This is a genomic window from Singulisphaera rosea (assembly GCF_054877945.1).
Window position 1 is genome coordinate 139,534 of record NZ_JBTYIP020000025.1, and the last position, 17,133, is coordinate 156,666.

Sequence of the window (17,133 nt, forward strand, 5' to 3'; positions counted from 1 at the left end):
CGACGCCGCTAGCCCTTTGCTCGCGGGAAATCGACCCTCCGATACAAACCCAAAGCGCAAGCGAGTGAATCTTTCTCAATATTTTGGGGCAAGATTCACTCGCTTGCGTTTCGGGCTTGTCAAAGGTCAAAAGGCGGCAAGCATTGAGCACCTTCGACCCGTCGGACACGATCGTCGCCGTCGCGAGCCCACCCGGCCCCGGTTTCCGCGGCCTGATCCGCCTGACCGGGCCAGACGCCTGGTCGATCGCCCTCGCGAAATTCGCCGATAACGACGAATCCCCGTTACCCACGCGTGCCGAGTGGCGGACCGGGCAGCTTGCCGTAAGCGGCCTGCGTCCAACTTTGCCCGCCTCCATCGCGCTCTGGCCGGGGCCTCGCACCTACACCGGTCAGCCCCTCGCCGAGATCCACACGGTCGGCTCCCCGCCGCTTGTGAATCTCGTCCTGGCCGATTGCCTGACCCGAGGCGCTCGACACGCCGAGCCGGGCGAGTTCACGCTCCGGGCCTTCCTCTCCGGCCGGATCGACCTGACCCGCGCCGAGGCGGTCCTGGGCGTGATCGACGCCCGATCCCCCGCGCAGCTCGACGCGGCCTTGCAGCAGCTCGCCGGCGGCCTCGCCGGGCCGATCTCCGAGGCGCGTGACCGGCTCCTCGACGTCCTGGCCCACCTCGAGGCGAACCTCGACTTCTCCGAAGAGCCCGACGTCGACCTCCTGGGCCGAGCAGCCCTCGCCGGAGAGCTCGATCAAGCCTCGGCCGAAATGGCCGCGTTGGCCGAGCGTCTGAGCAGCCGTGAACGGCCGGAAGGGCACCCTCGCGTCGTCCTCGTCGGCCCCCCCAACGCAGGCAAGAGCCGGCTGTTCAACGCCTTGCTCGGCCAGGCCCGGGCCCTCGTCTCCCCCCGCGCAGGGACGACCCGCGACTACCTCTCGGCCCCTTGCGACTGCGACGGACTTACCATCGAGCTCGTCGACACGGCAGGACTCGAGCCCGCGACCGGATCCATCGAAGACCAGGCCCAGGCCTTCCGCGCCGAGCAGGCCGCCCGCGCCGACCTGCTCCTCGAGTGCCGGTCGAGCGACACGATCCCCGCCGGCCCCATCTCCCCGGACCGCCCCCGACTCATCGTCCGAACCAAGTGCGACCTCCGATCCTCCAACGACCCGACCACGACCCTATCGACCAGTGCCGAGACCGGCGAGGGCATCGACGCTTTGCGTCAGGCCATCGCCTCGGCCCTCCGCAACCAGGCCGCCGTCGACGGCGACCTCCCCGCCACCACCGGCGCCCGTTGCCGAGAAAGCCTCGTCCTCGCCAGCCAGGCTCTGTCCTCCGCCTCGTCCTCCGTCCTCCTCGACGGCGGCGACGAGCTCGTCGCCATCGACCTCCGCCAGGCCATCGACGAGCTCGGCAAAGTCGTCGGCGCCGTCGTGACCGACGACATCCTCGACCGGATCTTCCGGCGGTTCTGCATCGGTAAGTAAGCACTCGGTGAAGTCTGGCGAGTCCACCCAGAGACCGATCCGTACGGCGCGGAACATCCTGAAAGCCATTCCAGATCTCCGCATCGACTTCTCAGAAATTGTTGCTAAGATTGGATATCAGGCAAAATAAGCGATTCGGGAAGCTATTCGGGAAGCGTCTTGTGCGAGAGGTCGATCGGCTCCTCGGTGTCCTGCGTCGCGGATTTCTGAGTGGGAAGGAGATCCAGCGCGAGCTTGGCATCTCTCAGCCGGTGATGTCGCGCCTCGTACAAGAGGCAGGCTCGCGCCTGATCCGGGTTGGGCGGAGCGTAGCGACTCGCTATGCCTTGACTCGTGAGATCGCTGGCCTCGGGCTACGTGCGTCCGTCTTCCGAATCGACGAGCAAGGCAAGCTCAACGATCATGGGATCCTGCACTTCCTCGCGGGGGGCGGTTGCTGGTTGGAGCGGTCCTCGGGCGACAGTCAGTCGTTCCCTGAATTACCACCCTTCGTGGAGGACATGCGGCCGCAGGGATACATCGGGCGCGGCTTCCCGACCCTCTACCCCGAGTTGAGACTGCCGGGACGGATCACCGATTGGAACGAAGACCACCAACTGATCGCCCTGGCTCTGCGCGGCGAGGACTGTGTCGGCAACCTCATCATCGGAGAAGAGTCGCTCAACCGCTTCCTCGCCCGGCGCGTGGAGTCATACACCAGAGCGGACTATCCCGGCTTGGCCTCGGGCGTGATCGCCGGTCAGCCCGGGTCGTCGGCCGGTGGCGAACACCCCAAGTTCGCCATCGCGGCTGCTGGAGATCGACACTTGTTGGTCAAGTTCGCCAGCGGCGACGGCGCCTCGGCGGACCGTTGGCGTGACCTGCTCGTCGCCGAGCATCTCTCTCTGGAAGTGCTTCGCTCCGCCGGGGTCCAAACGCCCCATTCGGAATGGTTCGACTATGAAGGGAATCGATATCTAGAAGTGGATCGCTTCGACCGGGTCGGCCGAAGGGGGCGTCGCGGGGTTATCTCGTTATTCGCTCTCAACTGCCATTTCCTCGGCGACAATCCCGATAACTGGAGCCGAGCCAGCCATCGCATCATCGATGAGCCGGCATTGAGTTTGAGCCAGGCCGACGTCGACCGCGTAATCCGGCTGGATACCTTCGGCGACCTCATCGGCAACACCGACCGACACTTCGGCAACCTGAGCTTCTTCGCCGAGGAGGCCAAGACACTGACGCTCACCCCGACGCCGGTCTACGACATGCTGCCGATGGTCTTCGCACCGGCTGGCGTCAACTTGGTTGAGCGACGATTCCATCCGCGGCCACCGACGGCCCTGAACCACCGGATCTGGCACGAGGTGGCCACCCTCGCGATTCAATACTGGGCCCGACTCGGCGACGAGGGTGCGTTGAGCGAAGGCTTTCGGCGAATCGCAGCGGATTGCCAGGTCACGCTCGCCACGCTCATCGGCGAGCATTCGTGAGGAGGATTCACCACGAAGGCACAAAGGGGAAAATAAAACAAAGGAATCATCAGCAATTGCTCTTGAAATCCTTTGTGTCTTCGTGGTGAATCCTCCCCCTCTTCGATCACCCCGGTGAGGATCTCATTCTTCCACGTCGCACGCCTTCAGCGCCAGGACGGCGAAGCCGGTGCCGGCGTTGGCGATGTAGTGGAATTTGTCGTTGCTCAAGGATCGCGTGAACCAGCGTCCCGACTCGCGCTGGTGGGACCTGAGCCAGCCGACGCCCCGTTGGAGGGCCTCGTCGCGGGCCGGCACTCCGGCCTGGCGCAGCACATAGATGACAAGGCCGGTCGCGTAACCGTCGCTGGGGGCCTCCTTGTCGTTAGGCGTGCCGCCGTGACGTTTCCAGGTCCCGAGCGAAGGGAGGCTCCAGCCGCCGTCGGGGCGTTGGAGCGATCGCAACTCGTCGATGGTTTGGGAGCGAGCGGCCGAGTCCATCAGGCCGTCGAGCTTGGTCGAGGCCCAGAGCAGGATCGTCTTGTGGTGGAGGTCGGGCGGGGGAGTGGTCTTCAGGTACGAGCGGAGCCGCTCGAGGCCGGCTTTGGCGGTGTCTGAGGTGGCGTAACCATCGGGGGCTGCGCCGACGCCGAGGGCGGCGAAGGCAACGCCGTAGTAGTCGTCATGCTCGTAGGGGGGCCAGTTGCACTTGAGCCAATCCCAGGAACCGTCCGGCTTCTGGAGGCCCCACATCCGGTCGAGGGCCTTGCGGGTCAGGGGATGGAGCTTACCGGTGGTGGCTGCATCATTGAGAGCCAGGGCCGAGGCGGTCGCGACGACCTCGGTGTCCCACCTCGGCTTGTCCGACTTCTCCGGCCCGTCCCAGTTCTCAATCCGGTCCTCGAAGAAAGCCCGGATCTCCGAGATGGCCGCCGAGTCGACCTCGCGCAACGACGGACGCGCGATGAGATAGGCGTAATTCGTGTGGCAAGTTCCGCACTGCCGCGTCTCGGTCCAGTTCTGCGAGACGGCGTCGAGGAACCTCGCCGCCTTCTGAAACGAGAGCGACTTCGCCACCGGCTCGTCGGGTGAGTTCCGCGACGGAGCGGGGGTCTCGTCCGCGCCGGCTCGGGCCGAGGTGATGACCGGTCCCGCACTCGCGATCGCCGCAAGGACGGCGATCCCGAGGATGCTCTTGGTGATGCTCGTCCGCTCACGGTCTGTAGGCACGACGGTCCTCCCTTCAGTCGAGATCCGAGCCATTCGGCGATTCATCCGCATGTGTCCGACGCATTCCGAAGCGTACAGACTTTACGCCGCAGCCTTTTACGCTCCCGCCTCGCGGATGCTTCATCTTGACGTTCCACGACCACTCCTCGAAGTGGTCATCGAACGAAAGAGGCCTCGCGGCCATAGGCCCGAAGCGTCGGCGAATGAGTTTCCCTCACCGTTGGATCGCAAGGAATGATCTACCCGGCGCCGGGCCGGGTCGCAAGCGAGGAGTGGCGGAGCCTCGAAGGTGGAGACTCCGCCATCGGAAGGGAGGGACCTGGGCCGGGCCTCGGAGCGTGCTCACATCGTCCGATCGACGGCCTCGGCGACGCGGCGGCACTGGGCCATCATGTCGGAGAAGGCTTCGGGGGTGATCGTCTGCGAGCCGTCGCTCATGGCGTGCTCGGGGTCCTCGTGGACCTCGACGATCAAGGCGTCGGCGCCGACGGCGACGGCGGCCTTGCACATCGGGAGCACGAGTCGGGCCTTGCCGGTGCCGTGGGAGGGGTCGACCACGACGGGCAAGTGGCTCTTCTGATTGAGGTAGGGGACAGTCGCGAGCGGCAGGGTGAACCGGGTGTGCTCTTCGTAGGTCCGGATCCCTCGCTCGCAGAGCATGACGTGAGGGTTGCCGCGGTCGAGGATGTATTCGGCAGCAAGCAAGAACTCGTCGACCGTCGCGCTCATGCCTCGCTTGAGGAGGGCCGGCTTGCCCGAGTCGCCGACCGCCTGGAGCAACTGGTAGTTCTGCATGTTGCGGGCGCCGATCTGGAGGACGTCGGCATACTCGGCGACCATCGGGACGTGTTCGGGGGCCATGACCTCGGTGACGATCGCGAGGCCGGTCTCCTGCCGGGCGGCGGCGAGCATCCGCAGGCCTTCTTCCTTGTGGCCCTGGAAGCTGTACGGGCTCGTCCTGGGCTTGAACGCCCCGCCTCGCAGGCCGGTCGCCCCGAGCGCCTTGAGCCGCTTGGCGATGGACACGATCTGTTTTTCGTTCTCGACGGAGCAGGGGCCCGCGATCACCGCGACGTGCGAGCCGCCGACGATCAGGTCCCGGGCACGGACGACGGTGCGGTCGGTCTTCAACTCCGACGAGGCCCGCTTGTACGGTGCCATGATCGGCAAGACTTTCTCCACTCCTGCCCCCGGCTCGAGCGCCTCGGTGAGGCCCGGCCGTTCCTCGCCGATCGCGGCGATCACCGTCTGGTGCGTCCCCTTGATCACCTGCGGCGACAGGCCGAGCGAGGTGATGTGCTTGACCATATGATCCACTTGCTCAGCCGTCGCGTCGGATTTCATGACAACGATCACGGTACCCCGCCCTCCCCAAAGATCTGAATCACCCGTCGATATGCCGAACGCCCGTTGGATAAAGGAAGAACCGCAGGCGCTCGACCCCAAGCAACAAAAAAACCCCGGGACCTGTTGTAAACAGGTCCCGGGGCCTCGGTGGACGCTTCGATGGAACGTGAGCCTTTACATCTAGACTCCGCACCTAGCCCGGTGACCTGTGATGGACCCCGTAAACACCGGGGACCACCGCCAATCACGATACTCAAACAGGCTGGGATACGATGCGGAGAGACGAGCCAAGGTCTTCGATTCCCAAAATGTAAGAAGAAACGTATCGAGTCAAATGCGACCAGGTCCGACCGAATCGGACCTGGCCGACCAATCAATCAAGCAGAGAGATGCGGCTGCCCGACGGGCAACCCGTCGGCTGCCGTTAGGCGAGCCGCCTCTGGTTATCACTACACACGCAGTCACCCCCTTTACGTTAAGCCACCCCGGTCCCGTGGGAGTCCAGCCTCGGACGGGAGCGGGCTTTAGCCCGTCGTACCACGCTCGTACGACCCGTAATCGGTCAAAAGGCGTGCCTTCGACCGACACTTCAATATAGGCGTGCCGACCCTTCGGATCAACCACCTTCCTCCGGACTTTGGTGATTTCTCTGGTAAGTCCTTATGCGTCGGCGGGGTTCGGCGGCTTGGTGGGCAGTGCCCACCAGGTCTGATGGCTAGGATTTACCATCAAGCATCCGACCCTTCGGGGAGGGCTGCGGCGTCGATGCCCTCGATCACCGCGAGGACGCGTCGGCATTGGTCGGCGAGTGCTTCGAGACGGGGGTCGCCGACGCCGAAGCGTTCGAGAGTCGTCCGGTAATACCAGAGCACGTCCGCCCGCCCGGCGTTGAAGATCGACCAGACGGGCCGGCCCAGGCGGAGGTCGCATTCGATGCTGGCGAGGTTGTGGAACTTGTCGGCGAGGATCACCGCCCTCGCTTCGGTCGGCGCCGAGACGAGGGCCTCGATGTGGTCGCGTTTCCGATCGATCCAGGGTCGGCGTGCGCCCTGGGCGTCGGTCTTGATCTCCGAGCAATACGCCACGATCCGAGCCACGGCGTCGCCGAAGCGGTCGAGGACGTCGTCGAGGGTTGCATCCGTGTCCTCAACCACGTCGTGGAGCAGTCCGGCGATGACGACGTCTTCCTCGAACCCGAGCCGGTCGAGGATCATCGCGACGGCCATCGGGTGCTGGATGTAGGGGATCTCGCCCCCCTTGCGGACCTGGCCGTGATGGCAGGTGGCCGCCCAGCGGAGGGCGAGTTCCAATCTCGGGCTCAACAGGTCGGACGACCGCTCCATGGACGCCCACTCCCCTTCAGCAGGGCGAGTGCTTGATCTGGCTCAGGAGGACGCGGACCTGCCGGGCGACTTCGAGGCGATGGGTGAGAAAGCCGACGTGACCGGCCCCTTCGAGCGTCAGGAAACGGGCGCCGGGGATCGACTCGGCGAGAGCCCGTTGACGGGCATGAGGGACGATCGCGTCTCGCGAGCCGGCGAGGACGAGGGTCGGGCTTTCGACCTGCCAGAGGCGGTCGGAGACGTCGAACGACTCGAGGAGGCCGATCCGCTGGGCCATGACGCTCTGGTCCGTCTGCCAGCAGCATTCGACGACGAACTCGGCCAGACCGGCCGACTCCGGCTTTCCGCCGTGGAGCAGGTTGAAGAACTGGTTCACGAAGCTGTTGTCGCTCGGCAGGGAGAACCGCTCGAGGACGCGCCGGGCAATCTTCGATCCGAGGTTGGTCCGGAACCGAGAGGCGGCACCCTGGACAACCAACGCACCAAGCTTCTGGGGATACTCGACCGCGAGTTCCAGGGCGATCGCCCCGCCGAACGAGACCCCCATGACCGTCGGGCGCTCGAGGCCCATCATGTCGATGAGGCCCGCGAGGTCGTGGGCATGCTCCGCCAGATCCCGAGGCCAGGCGACGCCGCCGGGGAAGCGATCCCCGCGCAAGCCGGGCACGATCACCCGATGATGACGGGCAAGGCTCGCGGCCAAGGGAGCCACCAGCTTCCAGCCCCCGGCGAGGCCCGGCACGAGGACGATCGGGTCCCCCTCGCCCCACTGCACCACGTCGACCCACTCGCCCCCTAGGCGGACCTGCTGGCGCGTCCCTTCATGAGCGTAAGACGAGATCAACCAATCCTGACGACGCTTTGCCGCGATCCGCATGAATCCTCCTCGACTCCGGCTCTTCAAAGACTAGGTGAACATCAGGGTCGCCGGTGCGATTAACGACTTCAAAGGAAAGGCAGCTTCCGTACCCAAGGTGGAAAGACCCTCTCGATTCTCAAATCCGGGAGAATGGCTGGCGTGCTCACCGATTCGTCGCTAACGACGAAACCTGCTCCCGCTTGAAACTGACGAAATTTCGGCGCCGAAAAGGGCGAAATAGGGAAGGGAGGGAGACAAATCTAGAGATCAACAAAGGGGATGACTTTTACCAAATTCCCCAAACCACCCAAAACCCATGATCTGTCTCTAAGATTCGCCCGTTTTCCGCAGTCACCCCGATTCATCTATTCTTCATAAACTGTCTCGCTAACGAAGAGTTCGTTAACGACAAACGGACGCGTCGACAAGTTTTCGCTAACGAAATCTTGCCTTTCGCCACGAATCCGTTAAGCTCGAACCAGTGAACACCCGATTTCAACGGCTCGGCGGTCTCCCTGATCCGAATGTCGCACCATGAACCATCCTCCAACCTCCAGACGGAACGGCCGGGACGAAGACCGCTACTTCGTCCCTCCTGTTGGGGGCTCGTCAACCAACTTCCACGGGCAGCGTCAGCCCCAGCGCGGATTCTTGATGGGGCTTTCGCTGATTGTCCTGCTCTATTCATTTGCCGTACTCTTCCAGGTCGCCTACATGGGCGACATTGGGCTGCGCTGCGTTTTCAACGTCGACCTGAAGGAGCCGGTTCCCGAGAAGTTTGAGTGGCCGGAGGGGCGTCCTCAGAAGGGGGATGTGCTCACGGCGATCGGGTCGACGAAGATTGCGAACTACACGGACTACATTCGTTCGTTGCGTGACCTGAGCAACCGACAGGGCGAGACAGTCGAGGTCCGGTGGAAGGACCGACTCGACGGGTCCTCAAGGGCGGGTCGGGCGCGCGTCTCTTACCGGCCCTTCGCGACCTACTTGTGGTCGGTCGTCTGGTTCCTTCAGGAAATGCTGATCTTCGCCGTCGGGGCGCGCGTCTTCTGGAAACGGCCGTACGACGATTCGGCGCGGCTTTTCTTCTGGCTCTGCATCGTGACCGTCGGCGCGTACATGGGGGGATACCACTGGACGGAGATCGTCGTCGAGCCGGCGCTGATCTATCCGTTCGCGGCCTTCGCGGTGTTCGTCCCGGTCGTCAGCGTCCATTTCTACCTGGTCTTCCCGCAACTCAACCCGATCTTCGTCACGCACCGTCGGCGGGTATTGGCGGCCCTTTACGGGATCCCCACGACCTATCTCGTCCTCCTCTGGTCGTGCATGCTCTGGTCTCGATACCTGGGATACCACGCGGGGGGCGAGCACGTCCGGACGGTCCTGCGGCTACTCCGCGCCCTGGCGCTGGGCTACATCGCCCTTGCGGTCGTCCTCTTCGGACTCTGCATCGTCTGCATGGTGGTGAGCTTCCGATCGGCCCGGACGCGTTCCGAGCGGAACCAGGTGCAGTGGATCCTCCTGGCCTCGGTGATCTCATCGTTCCTGATCGCCTACCTCCTCTGGCACGTCTGGTTCGACCCGGCCACGCTGGGACGGGACAGCTCGGCCTGGCCGATGTTCGGGGTCTCGCTGCTCTACACCTTGGCCTACGCCTGGAGCATTACTCGCTACAAGCTGATGCTGGTCGAGGAGATCATCAACCGGCGCGGGGTCTATTTCGCGATCAGCGTCTCGGCGGGGCTGCTCTACTCATGCGTCCTGCTGCTCGGCGGGGCGATGATCGGTGACCAGCTCTTCACGGCCAACCAGACCTGGCGAGGCGCCCTGGCGGCGGGGATCTCGGTCGTCGGGGTGCTGATCCTGTCCGAAGTCCTCCGCGAGCGGTATCAGAAGGCGATCGACCGTCGCTTCTACCGCGAGAAATACAAGTTCGACCAGGCGATGCAGAAGATGCGGGTGGCCGTCGACAGCCTGGTCGACCGCTCGACCCTGGGACGTCGACTGCTGGAAGCGGCCACCGAGGTGCTCCGCATCGAGTGGGGGGCGATTTATCTCTGCGAGGCGCCCGGGAACCCGCTCCGGTTGATGGCAAGCCAGGGAGTCACCCCCGACGAAACCGTCCTGGCCGCCGACAACCCGCTAGTGGAGCGGCTTCGGAAGACGACTTCGATCCGGGTCGCGCACGCGATGTCGCTTTCGACGACCTCCGACGCGGCGACGGACGCGATGATCGCCCTCGGGGGTGAGGCGGCCAACGCGCTCGACGCGGACGGCGAGCTCGCCGGCCTGCTCATCCTGGGGCCGAAGCGGAGCGGGATGCCTTATGAGGATGAAGAGATCGCGTTCCTCGGCGCCTTGAGCTCGGTCGCGACGCTGACCTTGCACTCGGCGGGTATCCAGCAGACGCTCGAGGAGCTCAACCAGGAACTGCGCGACAAGGTCGAGAAGATCGCTGAGCAGCAGCGCCGGATCCTGATCCTCCAGGACCAGTTGATGGATCGTGGCGATGCCCCCCGCCGACTCGACTCCCCGGCGCGGCCGGAAGTCTTCGACCAGATCAAGGGGACGGGCAAGGTGGTCCGTCGGATGATCGACCTCGCCCGCAAGGTCGCGGCCAGCTCGTCGGCCGTCTTGATCCGAGGGGAGAGCGGCACCGGCAAGGAGCTCCTGGCCGAAGCGATCCACGCCGCGAGCCCTCGCGCTTCGAGGCCGTTCGTGAAGGTCCATTGCGCGGCCCTGTCTCAAGGGTTGCTGGAGAGCGAGCTTTTCGGCCACGTCAAAGGAGCCTTCACGGGCGCCGACCGCGACCGCATGGGCCGGTTCGAGCAGGCGAACGGGGGCACTCTGTTCCTCGACGAGATCGGCGACATCAACCTCGAGGTGCAGACCAAGCTCCTCCGCGTCCTGCAGGAGATGGCGTTCGAGCGAGTCGGGAGCTCGCAGTCGATCTCGGTCGACGTCCGGATCCTGGCCGCGACGCACCAGGACCTCGAGTCGTTGATCCGGGCGGGGAAGTTCCGGGAAGACCTCTATTACCGGCTCAATGTGATCCCCTTGCGGACCCCGTCGCTCCGCGAGCGCAAGGAGGACATCTTCGAGCTCGCCCTGTACTTCCTCGGCCAGCAGGCCGGCCGGATCGGCAAAACAGTGACGCACCTCGAAGACGAGGCCGTGGAAGTGCTCGTCGCGTACGACTGGCCGGGCAACATCCGCGAGCTGGAAAACGCGATCGAGCGTGCCGTAGTCCTCGCCGACGGCCCTGCCGTGACCCCCGACGACCTCCCCACCGAGATCCGACAGCCCGGTCGGCGACGGCCTCGAATCGCGGTCAAAGCCGCGTCGGCGGCCTCCTCGCGCCCCGCGACACAAGCGGGGTCGGCCTGGACCTCGCCGGCCGCCCCCTCCGGCGACGACGGCTGGGACTCCGAATTCGTCGCCTTCGAACGCCAGCGCCTCCTCGACGCGCTCACGGAGGCCGACGGCAACAAGAGCGAAGCCGCCCGGCTCCTGGGCATGCCTCGGAGCACGCTCTGCAGCAAGCTCAAGAAGCACGGCATGCTTTGAGGAATATCTGGAACTCGAGCTTTCCGAAACCCGGTGCTTTCTTCAACACCGGGTTTCTGCCGCGGTCATCGGCTGGCCCACTTGCACTTGCAACGTCACCCGGCTCAGAAACCCGATTTCTCGGAAGAAATCGGGTTTCAAGCGGCTCACTTCGCCGGCTTGGCGGCGTCGGCCGGGGCATCTGGGACGAGTTTCATGTTCAAGGTGGTATCTGTCTTCTGAGTGATGTTCACCTTCTTGTCGGCGTTCAGGATCGAGAGGACCCGCTCGATCTTCTCGGAGAGGTTCGACTGGGCGATCCGGCCGGCCGTGTTGTCGAAGGCAAGTTCCCCTTTGATGTCCTGGGCCGCGATCTTGACCTGTGAGGCAACCCCGGGCTCCGACTCGACGCCCGCGACGACCTCGACGCCGACCTTCTCGAGCTCGGCGCCCGCGACCGTCCCCGGGCCCTGGTAGCGAAAGGTCTTGGACAGGGTCATCGACCCGAGGGGAGGGGTCGGGATCTTCTCCTGCTGGCTCCAGGTCTTGCCCACGGCGAGGTCCTCCTTCGGAAGGGGGACGCTCGACTGGGTGATCATCGTCTTGAGCCCGTCCTCGGTGAACATCGCGTTGCCGCCGGCGGCGCCTCCGCCGAGCTCCCGGAGCGACTGGATGACCGATTCGGGCACCTTGACATCGCTCAGGACCCCTTGTGCATCCATCTTGAACGGGAAGGGGGTCCCGATCAGGGCCTTGAAATAAGGCTCGAGCGGGTTCAGCGGAGACTTGGTCTCTTTGGAGTCGACCTGGAAGGTCCCGAGCGCGGCCTCGATCTTGATCCGGACCCGGTCGATCGTCTGGGTCAGCTCGGCCTTACCCTCGGCGTCGACGCTTTTGATCGCCCAAGTCATGTTGGTGATCATGGTGACCGTTTCCTTGCTCTGCTCATCTCCCCCCGCGTTGACGCTGGTCACCGTCTTCTGATTCATCTCGTAATGGAGCGTCTCGCCGGGCTTGAACTTCCAGCGCAGGGTCGCGGCCGAGGCGGGGGAGCCGCCGATCGCCACGACGAGGAGCAGGACCCACCGCAACGCCTCCCTTGACGTGCCTCGCATCGTCCATCGTCCTTTCCGTCGAAGGCCCAGCCGAACCGTATCCTTTGGTTGCCGCGAAAGGCCTCGTTCCCGAGGGACGCTCCCGCGTCCGCAGAGGATAGCCATCTTCGCGAAAGCTCGCAAAGCCATCTGGACGACTCAATCCTGCAATTCTCGGTCCGAGCCGGTGCCCCGAAGCAGGACGCATAGCGCGCAGAAGTCGTAGAGGGCGTGGGCGATCATCGAGGAGAGCAGGTTGCCCGAGGCGATCCAGAGGACGCCGAGGTAGGCTCCCAGGACCGCCGCGATCACGGCATAGGCCCGCGTGATCGGGTGCAGTAGGCCGAAGACCCCGCTGGCGAGAATCAGGCCCTCCCAGGTGCCGAGCCAACCGACCAGGGCCCCCTGAATGACGCCTCGGAAGAGCATCTCTTCTCCGACCCCCGCCGCCAGCGCGATCAAAGCAAGGTCCGAGACCGGCCGGCCGCCGAGGAGCGGCACGACCTCCTCGTCGAAGAACCGTTTGATCCGCTCCAGGGGGCCGACCGGCCAGCGGAGCCCGGCCAAGAACATCGCGACCATCGGCACCGTGGCCAGCACACCCCACACGGCCCCGCGCACGTCCCACGCCATCTTCTCGAGCGGGTCCAGCCCCACGCACCACCCCACCAGCAACGCCAGCGGGGCCAGCCCCCCTTCGAATAGCACCGCGACGATCACCACCCGGCCGCGATCCCAAGGGCCGTCGTGCCCAGACATATCCGACTCGCCGTCGATCGGCACCGTGCGACATCCTTTAATTTATTCGTCGAGCCCTTGAGGACTCCGTTGGAACGGCCCCATCCACAACCCTATCCGATTCGAAGCCCCCCTCACAGGGGGCCAAACCCGGAGGAGACCGCATCCGAGAAGGCCAGGCCGCCGAACGCGATTCTCAAAGGATTCTTTAGCCACGGATGAAACACGGATGGAACACGGATAAGTAAAGAAAGAGAACAATCAACAGATGACGCAGATTAACACAGACAGTTTATTCCGAAATTTGACAATTTGCCGATTTTCCAATCTGTGCCCATCTGCGTTATCTGTTGATAGATCTTCCGATCCCTGATTGATCCGTCTTCCATCCCTGGCGGATTTTGGCCTGATGTTGGATCGTCGAATTCGTCGTCGTCCTGTTCAGGACGCGAGCTCGCCGCGGAGGACGGTGACGGCGTGGCCGCCGAGGTGGACGCGGGGGCCTCGGAGGCGGACGCGGACGACGCCGCCGCGGGGGGAGGCCTGGTAGCCAACGAGGTCGATCTTGTTCAGGAGGCTGCCCCAATACGGGCCGAGGCAACAGTGAGCCGAGCCGCAAACGGGGTCCTCATCGACGCCGAGGCGGGGGGCGAAGAAGCGTGAGACGAAGTCGAACTCGAAGGTCGAGGCGCGGGCGGTGACGATGACGCCGCGGACCGGGATCGCGGCCAGCAGGGCGATGTTCGGCGCGAGGGAACGCACGGCGGACTCGGATTCGACCTCGGCGAGGCAGTCGAACTCGTTGAGGGCCGCGAAACGGACCGGAGTGTTCAAGGCTCGGGCGAGCTCATCGCTCGACACGGGAGCGGGCCCGATCGGCTTGGCGGGGAAGTCGAGCTCGATCCAGTCGCCCTCGCGGGTCGCGGTCAGGAGGCCGCTCTTGGTGTAGAACCGTGCGGTCTCCCCCGGCGACAGGGCCCCTTGCTCCCAGAGCGCGTGGGCGGAGGCCAGCGTGGCGTGGCCGCAGAGGTCGACCTCGACGGTCGGGGTGAACCAGCGGAGCCGGAAGCCGTCCCCTTCGCGGTGGAGGAAGGCGGTCTCGGAGAGGTTCATCTCCCTCGCCACGTCCTGCATCCAGCGCTCGTCCCTCGGGCCGGGCATGACGCAGACCGCCGCCGGGTTTCCGGCGAACGGGCGGTCGGAGAACGCATCAACCTGGACGATCGACTGTCCCATGGGCGGGATCCCTTCAGCGGCGTTCGTTGAGGAGGAGTCCTCGGGCTCGCGCGAGGCCAATCGAGCCACCTCACCTACGGATCGGAGTGGTGGCGACGGCTTCGGGTTCGCGCGGCGACCTCGGTCTCGTCTCCCAAAGCTAGCGGCCCTCCGGGCCCTTGTCGATGGACGGCCCGCAGCGATTCGACGTCAAGCGCGTTCGCGCCGGGCGACTCCTCGGATAGCCTGGAAGGCATGTCACGAGCCAAGGCCCCGCAAACATCCTCGACGCCCGCCCGGCTCTCGCCGCGGATCAAGGTCTGGTTCGAGGCCGAGGGGGGGTACAGCTTCGGCTCCGGACTGATCGCCATCCTCCAGGCGGTGGAGCGGAGCGGCTCGATCAAGCAGGCGGCCGTGGACCTCGGGCAGAGCTATCGACACATTTGGGGACGTGTCAAGGAGGCCGAGAAGGGCCTCGGCACCCCCCTGGTCGAAACCCACGTCGGCGGCCAGGGGACGAACCGGAGCGACCTGAGCGACGCCGCCCGAAAACTCATCGGCGACTTCCTCGCGATCCGGAACCGCATGATCGAGGTCATGGACGAGGAATTCGCCCGCCGCCCTCCCGAGCCACCACCCTCCTGAACACCCTCGTCCTGGAATCTTCGGCGAGCCCTTCGCGGCATTCCCACGACCCGGATGACGGCTTCGCCGAACCTCCCGAGCTCGACACCAACCCTCCGTCCCAAGCACCGCCAAGACAGGCCGATTTCTCCCTCTCAACCCTTCATAAAGACGTGTCGAGCGACCTCACCTCGACGGGCGGATCCTTGCCTTGGCCGAGAGGACTGAATACACTTTTCGCTGAAATCGCAAGCTCATACCATTTGACTCATCAACCGGAGCAAGACCGTGTCAGACTCGCGCCGTCAGCCTTCCCGAGGCTTTACCCTGATCGAACTCCTCGTGGTGATCGCGATCATCGCGGTGTTGATCGCGCTGTTGCTGCCGGCGGTCCAGGCGGCGCGCGAGGCGGCCCGGCGTGCGCAGTGCGTGAATAACCTGAAGCAGATCGGCCTGGCGCTGCACAACTACATCTCGTCGACGAACGTCCTGCCGCCGGGACGGGTCAACACGTATATCTCCAAGGCGGGGAACTGCTGGGGGGCGTATGCCGAAATCCTCCCGCAGATGGAGCAGCAGTCGGTCTTCAACAGCTTCAATTTCAACCTGCCCCCCGACACCGACCCCACGACCACCGCGGCCGCGGCGAATTCGACCGGGTTCATGGTCACGATCAACTCCTTGATCTGCCCGTCCGACCCGGCCCCGACCTCGCTCGTGCTGGTCTCGAACGGTTATTATGCGACGCACAACTACCCGATGTGCACGGGCTCCAACTACTCGGTCGTCCAGAACCCGAGCGCGTCGAGCTCGCTCGCGGGGATCATCCCCAACGGAGTCTTGTACGAGAACTCGGCCGTGCCGATCTCGGGGATCACCGACGGGACCTCGGGGACCGTCGCCGTCGCGGAGACCTTACGATCGACCGACGGGTCGCCCACCGGGGTGAACTCGCTCACCTTCTTCCAGAAGAACCCCCTGAGCGGGTTCGTGATCACGGGAGATAATTCGACGACCGGCCCGTCGATCGCTTCCGACGCCGAGTACGCGTCGCTCTGCCTGACGAACACGCCCGTGGGCTTCCAGGCCACTCGTGGCGTGCGTTGGCACTACGGCGCCCCGGGCCACAGCCTGTATAACAACGTCCGGGCCCCCAACGACCCGCGCTACGATTGCCGAGGCGGGCTGCCCCACAGCAACCGGACGCCCGCGACCTGGAGCCAGCTCTCGTTGAACATCACCACGAGGAGCCGCCATTCCGGCGGCGTCAACGCCCTGATGTGCGACGGCCACGTCCAGTTCGTCAAGAACACCGTCAGCGTCCCCATCTGGCAGGCCCTCGGCAGCCGCAACGGCGGCGAGGTCGTCAGCGCCGACGCATTTTGATCGCGGGGCAGGAGTGTCCCGCCTACCGGCACGGGGCAGGGGTGTTATGCCGTCGGGAGCCTGCGCGGGGCATTCGTGCTCCGCGTGAGGGCCCTTGATCTCGACGTGGTTCCCCGAGATCATCGGGGGTTGAGGCCCGCTTCAATGCAAAGCCAGGGCGGCTCAACACATCACGATCGCGAGGCGGCGACGATCAGCGCACGCAACCAGTTCCCCGGGACCGTCAAATCCGTCAAGCTCGGCGAGGTGATGGCGGAGGTGGTCGTGTCGGCGGGGGGCCTCGAGTTCGTATCGGCGATCACCCGGACCTCGGCCGAGCAGCTCGGCCTGAAGGCCGGCGACAGCGTGACCGCGATCGTCAAGTCGACCGAGGTCATGATCGACAAGTCATGACAATCCATCTTTTTTTTCTTGACTTGACGTCCCAAGTCCACACCCGGCTTTTCTGCAAAGCCGGGTTTCTGGCACCGAGAACGCCAGGGCCTCCCGTCGCAAGAGACCTCGCTCAACCCGTCCGATTTCCCACCCGATTCAAGGCCATGCTCATTCCCGAGGCGTCTTGGTGCGGACGTCACCAAGGTCTCGGGCCTCGCCGGGTTTGAAAACCAGGCCTTCGAGCTTATGGCTGAAGGACATGTGACCCGGGCGGTCTTCGCGAAGCACGACGTCATACGAAGCAAGCGAAAAAACTAGAAACTAGGTCTGACCTTGCGCCAAGAAGCTCGGGAAAGGGGAATCATTGCGAATGTGAAACCTTTCATCGGAACCCTGCGGGTAACCAATCCCGTCCGGCAGAGCCGGGCCAGCAGCCGG

At 64.7% G+C, this 17,133-nt stretch carries 13 protein-coding genes; 6 read left to right on the plus strand and 7 right to left on the minus strand.

What is annotated here, in order from left to right:
* Positions 1 to 143 precede the first annotated feature (143 nt).
* Positions 144 to 1,487 carry a tRNA modification GTPase gene (locus ACYOEI_RS31075; protein ID WP_462853651.1) on the plus strand — a complete coding sequence of 448 codons (1,344 nt, stop codon included), beginning with the start codon at positions 144 to 146 and terminating at the stop codon, positions 1,485 to 1,487.
* A gap of 161 nt (positions 1,488 to 1,648) precedes the next feature.
* Complete coding sequence (yjjJ, locus tag ACYOEI_RS31080) at positions 1,649 to 2,959, plus strand: type II toxin-antitoxin system HipA family toxin YjjJ (protein WP_462853652.1); 1,311 nt, start codon at positions 1,649 to 1,651, stop codon at positions 2,957 to 2,959.
* 123 nt (positions 2,960 to 3,082) lie between these two features.
* Here the strand turns inward: yjjJ and ACYOEI_RS31085 are convergent, their stop codons facing one another.
* From ACYOEI_RS31085 to ACYOEI_RS31100, 4 genes are all read right to left on the minus strand, one after another.
* Entirely contained in the window at positions 3,083 to 4,168 is a 1,086-nt protein-coding gene (locus ACYOEI_RS31085; RefSeq protein WP_462853654.1) for a prenyltransferase/squalene oxidase repeat-containing protein, read from the minus strand.
* A 342-nt stretch (positions 4,169 to 4,510) separates the two neighbouring features.
* Complete coding sequence (gene aroF, locus ACYOEI_RS31090) at positions 4,511 to 5,524, minus strand: 3-deoxy-7-phosphoheptulonate synthase (RefSeq protein ID WP_462853656.1); 1,014 nt, start codon at positions 5,522 to 5,524, stop codon at positions 4,511 to 4,513.
* 719 nt (positions 5,525 to 6,243) lie between these two features.
* On the minus strand, positions 6,244 to 6,858 hold the full coding sequence (locus ACYOEI_RS31095; RefSeq protein ID WP_462853658.1) for an HD domain-containing protein: 615 nt from the start codon (positions 6,856 to 6,858) through the stop codon (positions 6,244 to 6,246).
* A gap of 16 nt (positions 6,859 to 6,874) precedes the next feature.
* A complete protein-coding gene (locus tag ACYOEI_RS31100; RefSeq protein ID WP_462853660.1) occupies positions 6,875 to 7,735 on the minus strand; it encodes an alpha/beta fold hydrolase in 861 nt (286 codons plus the stop codon).
* A gap of 516 nt (positions 7,736 to 8,251) precedes the next feature.
* Between ACYOEI_RS31100 and ACYOEI_RS31105 the strand changes: the two genes are divergently transcribed.
* A complete protein-coding gene (locus tag ACYOEI_RS31105; protein ID WP_462853662.1) occupies positions 8,252 to 11,284 on the plus strand; it encodes a sigma 54-interacting transcriptional regulator in 3,033 nt (1,010 codons plus the stop codon).
* 146 nt (positions 11,285 to 11,430) lie between these two features.
* Here ACYOEI_RS31105 and ACYOEI_RS31110 read toward each other — a convergent pair whose 3' ends face one another.
* The 3 genes from ACYOEI_RS31110 to ACYOEI_RS31120 all read right to left on the minus strand — a co-directional run bounded on the left by ACYOEI_RS31110 (position 11,431) and on the right by ACYOEI_RS31120 (position 14,331).
* Positions 11,431 to 12,378, minus strand: coding sequence for a DUF6263 family protein (locus ACYOEI_RS31110; protein ID WP_462853664.1), 948 nt, complete (start codon positions 12,376 to 12,378; stop codon positions 11,431 to 11,433).
* A 138-nt stretch (positions 12,379 to 12,516) separates the two neighbouring features.
* Positions 12,517 to 13,140, minus strand: a complete 624-nt coding sequence (locus tag ACYOEI_RS31115; protein WP_462853666.1) for a CPBP family intramembrane glutamic endopeptidase — start codon at positions 13,138 to 13,140, stop codon at positions 12,517 to 12,519.
* A gap of 396 nt (positions 13,141 to 13,536) precedes the next feature.
* Positions 13,537 to 14,331, minus strand: a complete 795-nt coding sequence (locus tag ACYOEI_RS31120) for a PhzF family phenazine biosynthesis protein (protein ID WP_462853667.1) — start codon at positions 14,329 to 14,331, stop codon at positions 13,537 to 13,539.
* A gap of 234 nt (positions 14,332 to 14,565) precedes the next feature.
* Between ACYOEI_RS31120 and ACYOEI_RS31125 the strand changes: the two genes are divergently transcribed.
* The 3 genes from ACYOEI_RS31125 to ACYOEI_RS31135 all read left to right on the plus strand — a co-directional run bounded on the left by ACYOEI_RS31125 (position 14,566) and on the right by ACYOEI_RS31135 (position 16,713).
* The gene (locus tag ACYOEI_RS31125) at positions 14,566 to 14,955 is read left to right on the plus strand and encodes a winged helix-turn-helix domain-containing protein (protein WP_462853669.1); all 390 of its coding nucleotides are present in this window, start codon (positions 14,566 to 14,568) and stop codon (positions 14,953 to 14,955) included.
* 267 nt (positions 14,956 to 15,222) lie between these two features.
* A complete protein-coding gene (locus ACYOEI_RS31130; protein WP_462853670.1) occupies positions 15,223 to 16,320 on the plus strand; it encodes a DUF1559 family PulG-like putative transporter in 1,098 nt (365 codons plus the stop codon).
* Positions 16,321 to 16,464: 144 nt separating this feature from the next.
* Entirely contained in the window at positions 16,465 to 16,713 is a 249-nt protein-coding gene (locus ACYOEI_RS31135; protein WP_462853671.1) for a TOBE domain-containing protein, read from the plus strand.
* Positions 16,714 to 17,133: the final 420 nt, after the last annotated feature.

Coding starts and splice junctions, on each gene's coding strand:
- ACYOEI_RS31125 (WP_462853669.1), top strand. CDS start 14,566: ATGTCACGAGCCAAGGCCCCGCAAACATCCTCGACGCCCGCCCGGCTC.
- ACYOEI_RS31135 (WP_462853671.1), top strand. CDS start 16,465: ATGCAAAGCCAGGGCGGCTCAACACATCACGATCGCGAGGCGGCGACG.
- ACYOEI_RS31105 (WP_462853662.1), top strand. CDS start 8,252: ATGAACCATCCTCCAACCTCCAGACGGAACGGCCGGGACGAAGACCGC.
- ACYOEI_RS31110 (WP_462853664.1), bottom strand. CDS start 12,378: ATGCGAGGCACGTCAAGGGAGGCGTTGCGGTGGGTCCTGCTCCTCGTC.
- ACYOEI_RS31120 (WP_462853667.1), bottom strand. CDS start 14,331: ATGGGACAGTCGATCGTCCAGGTTGATGCGTTCTCCGACCGCCCGTTC.
- ACYOEI_RS31095 (WP_462853658.1), bottom strand. CDS start 6,858: ATGGAGCGGTCGTCCGACCTGTTGAGCCCGAGATTGGAACTCGCCCTC.
- ACYOEI_RS31100 (WP_462853660.1), bottom strand. CDS start 7,735: ATGCGGATCGCGGCAAAGCGTCGTCAGGATTGGTTGATCTCGTCTTAC.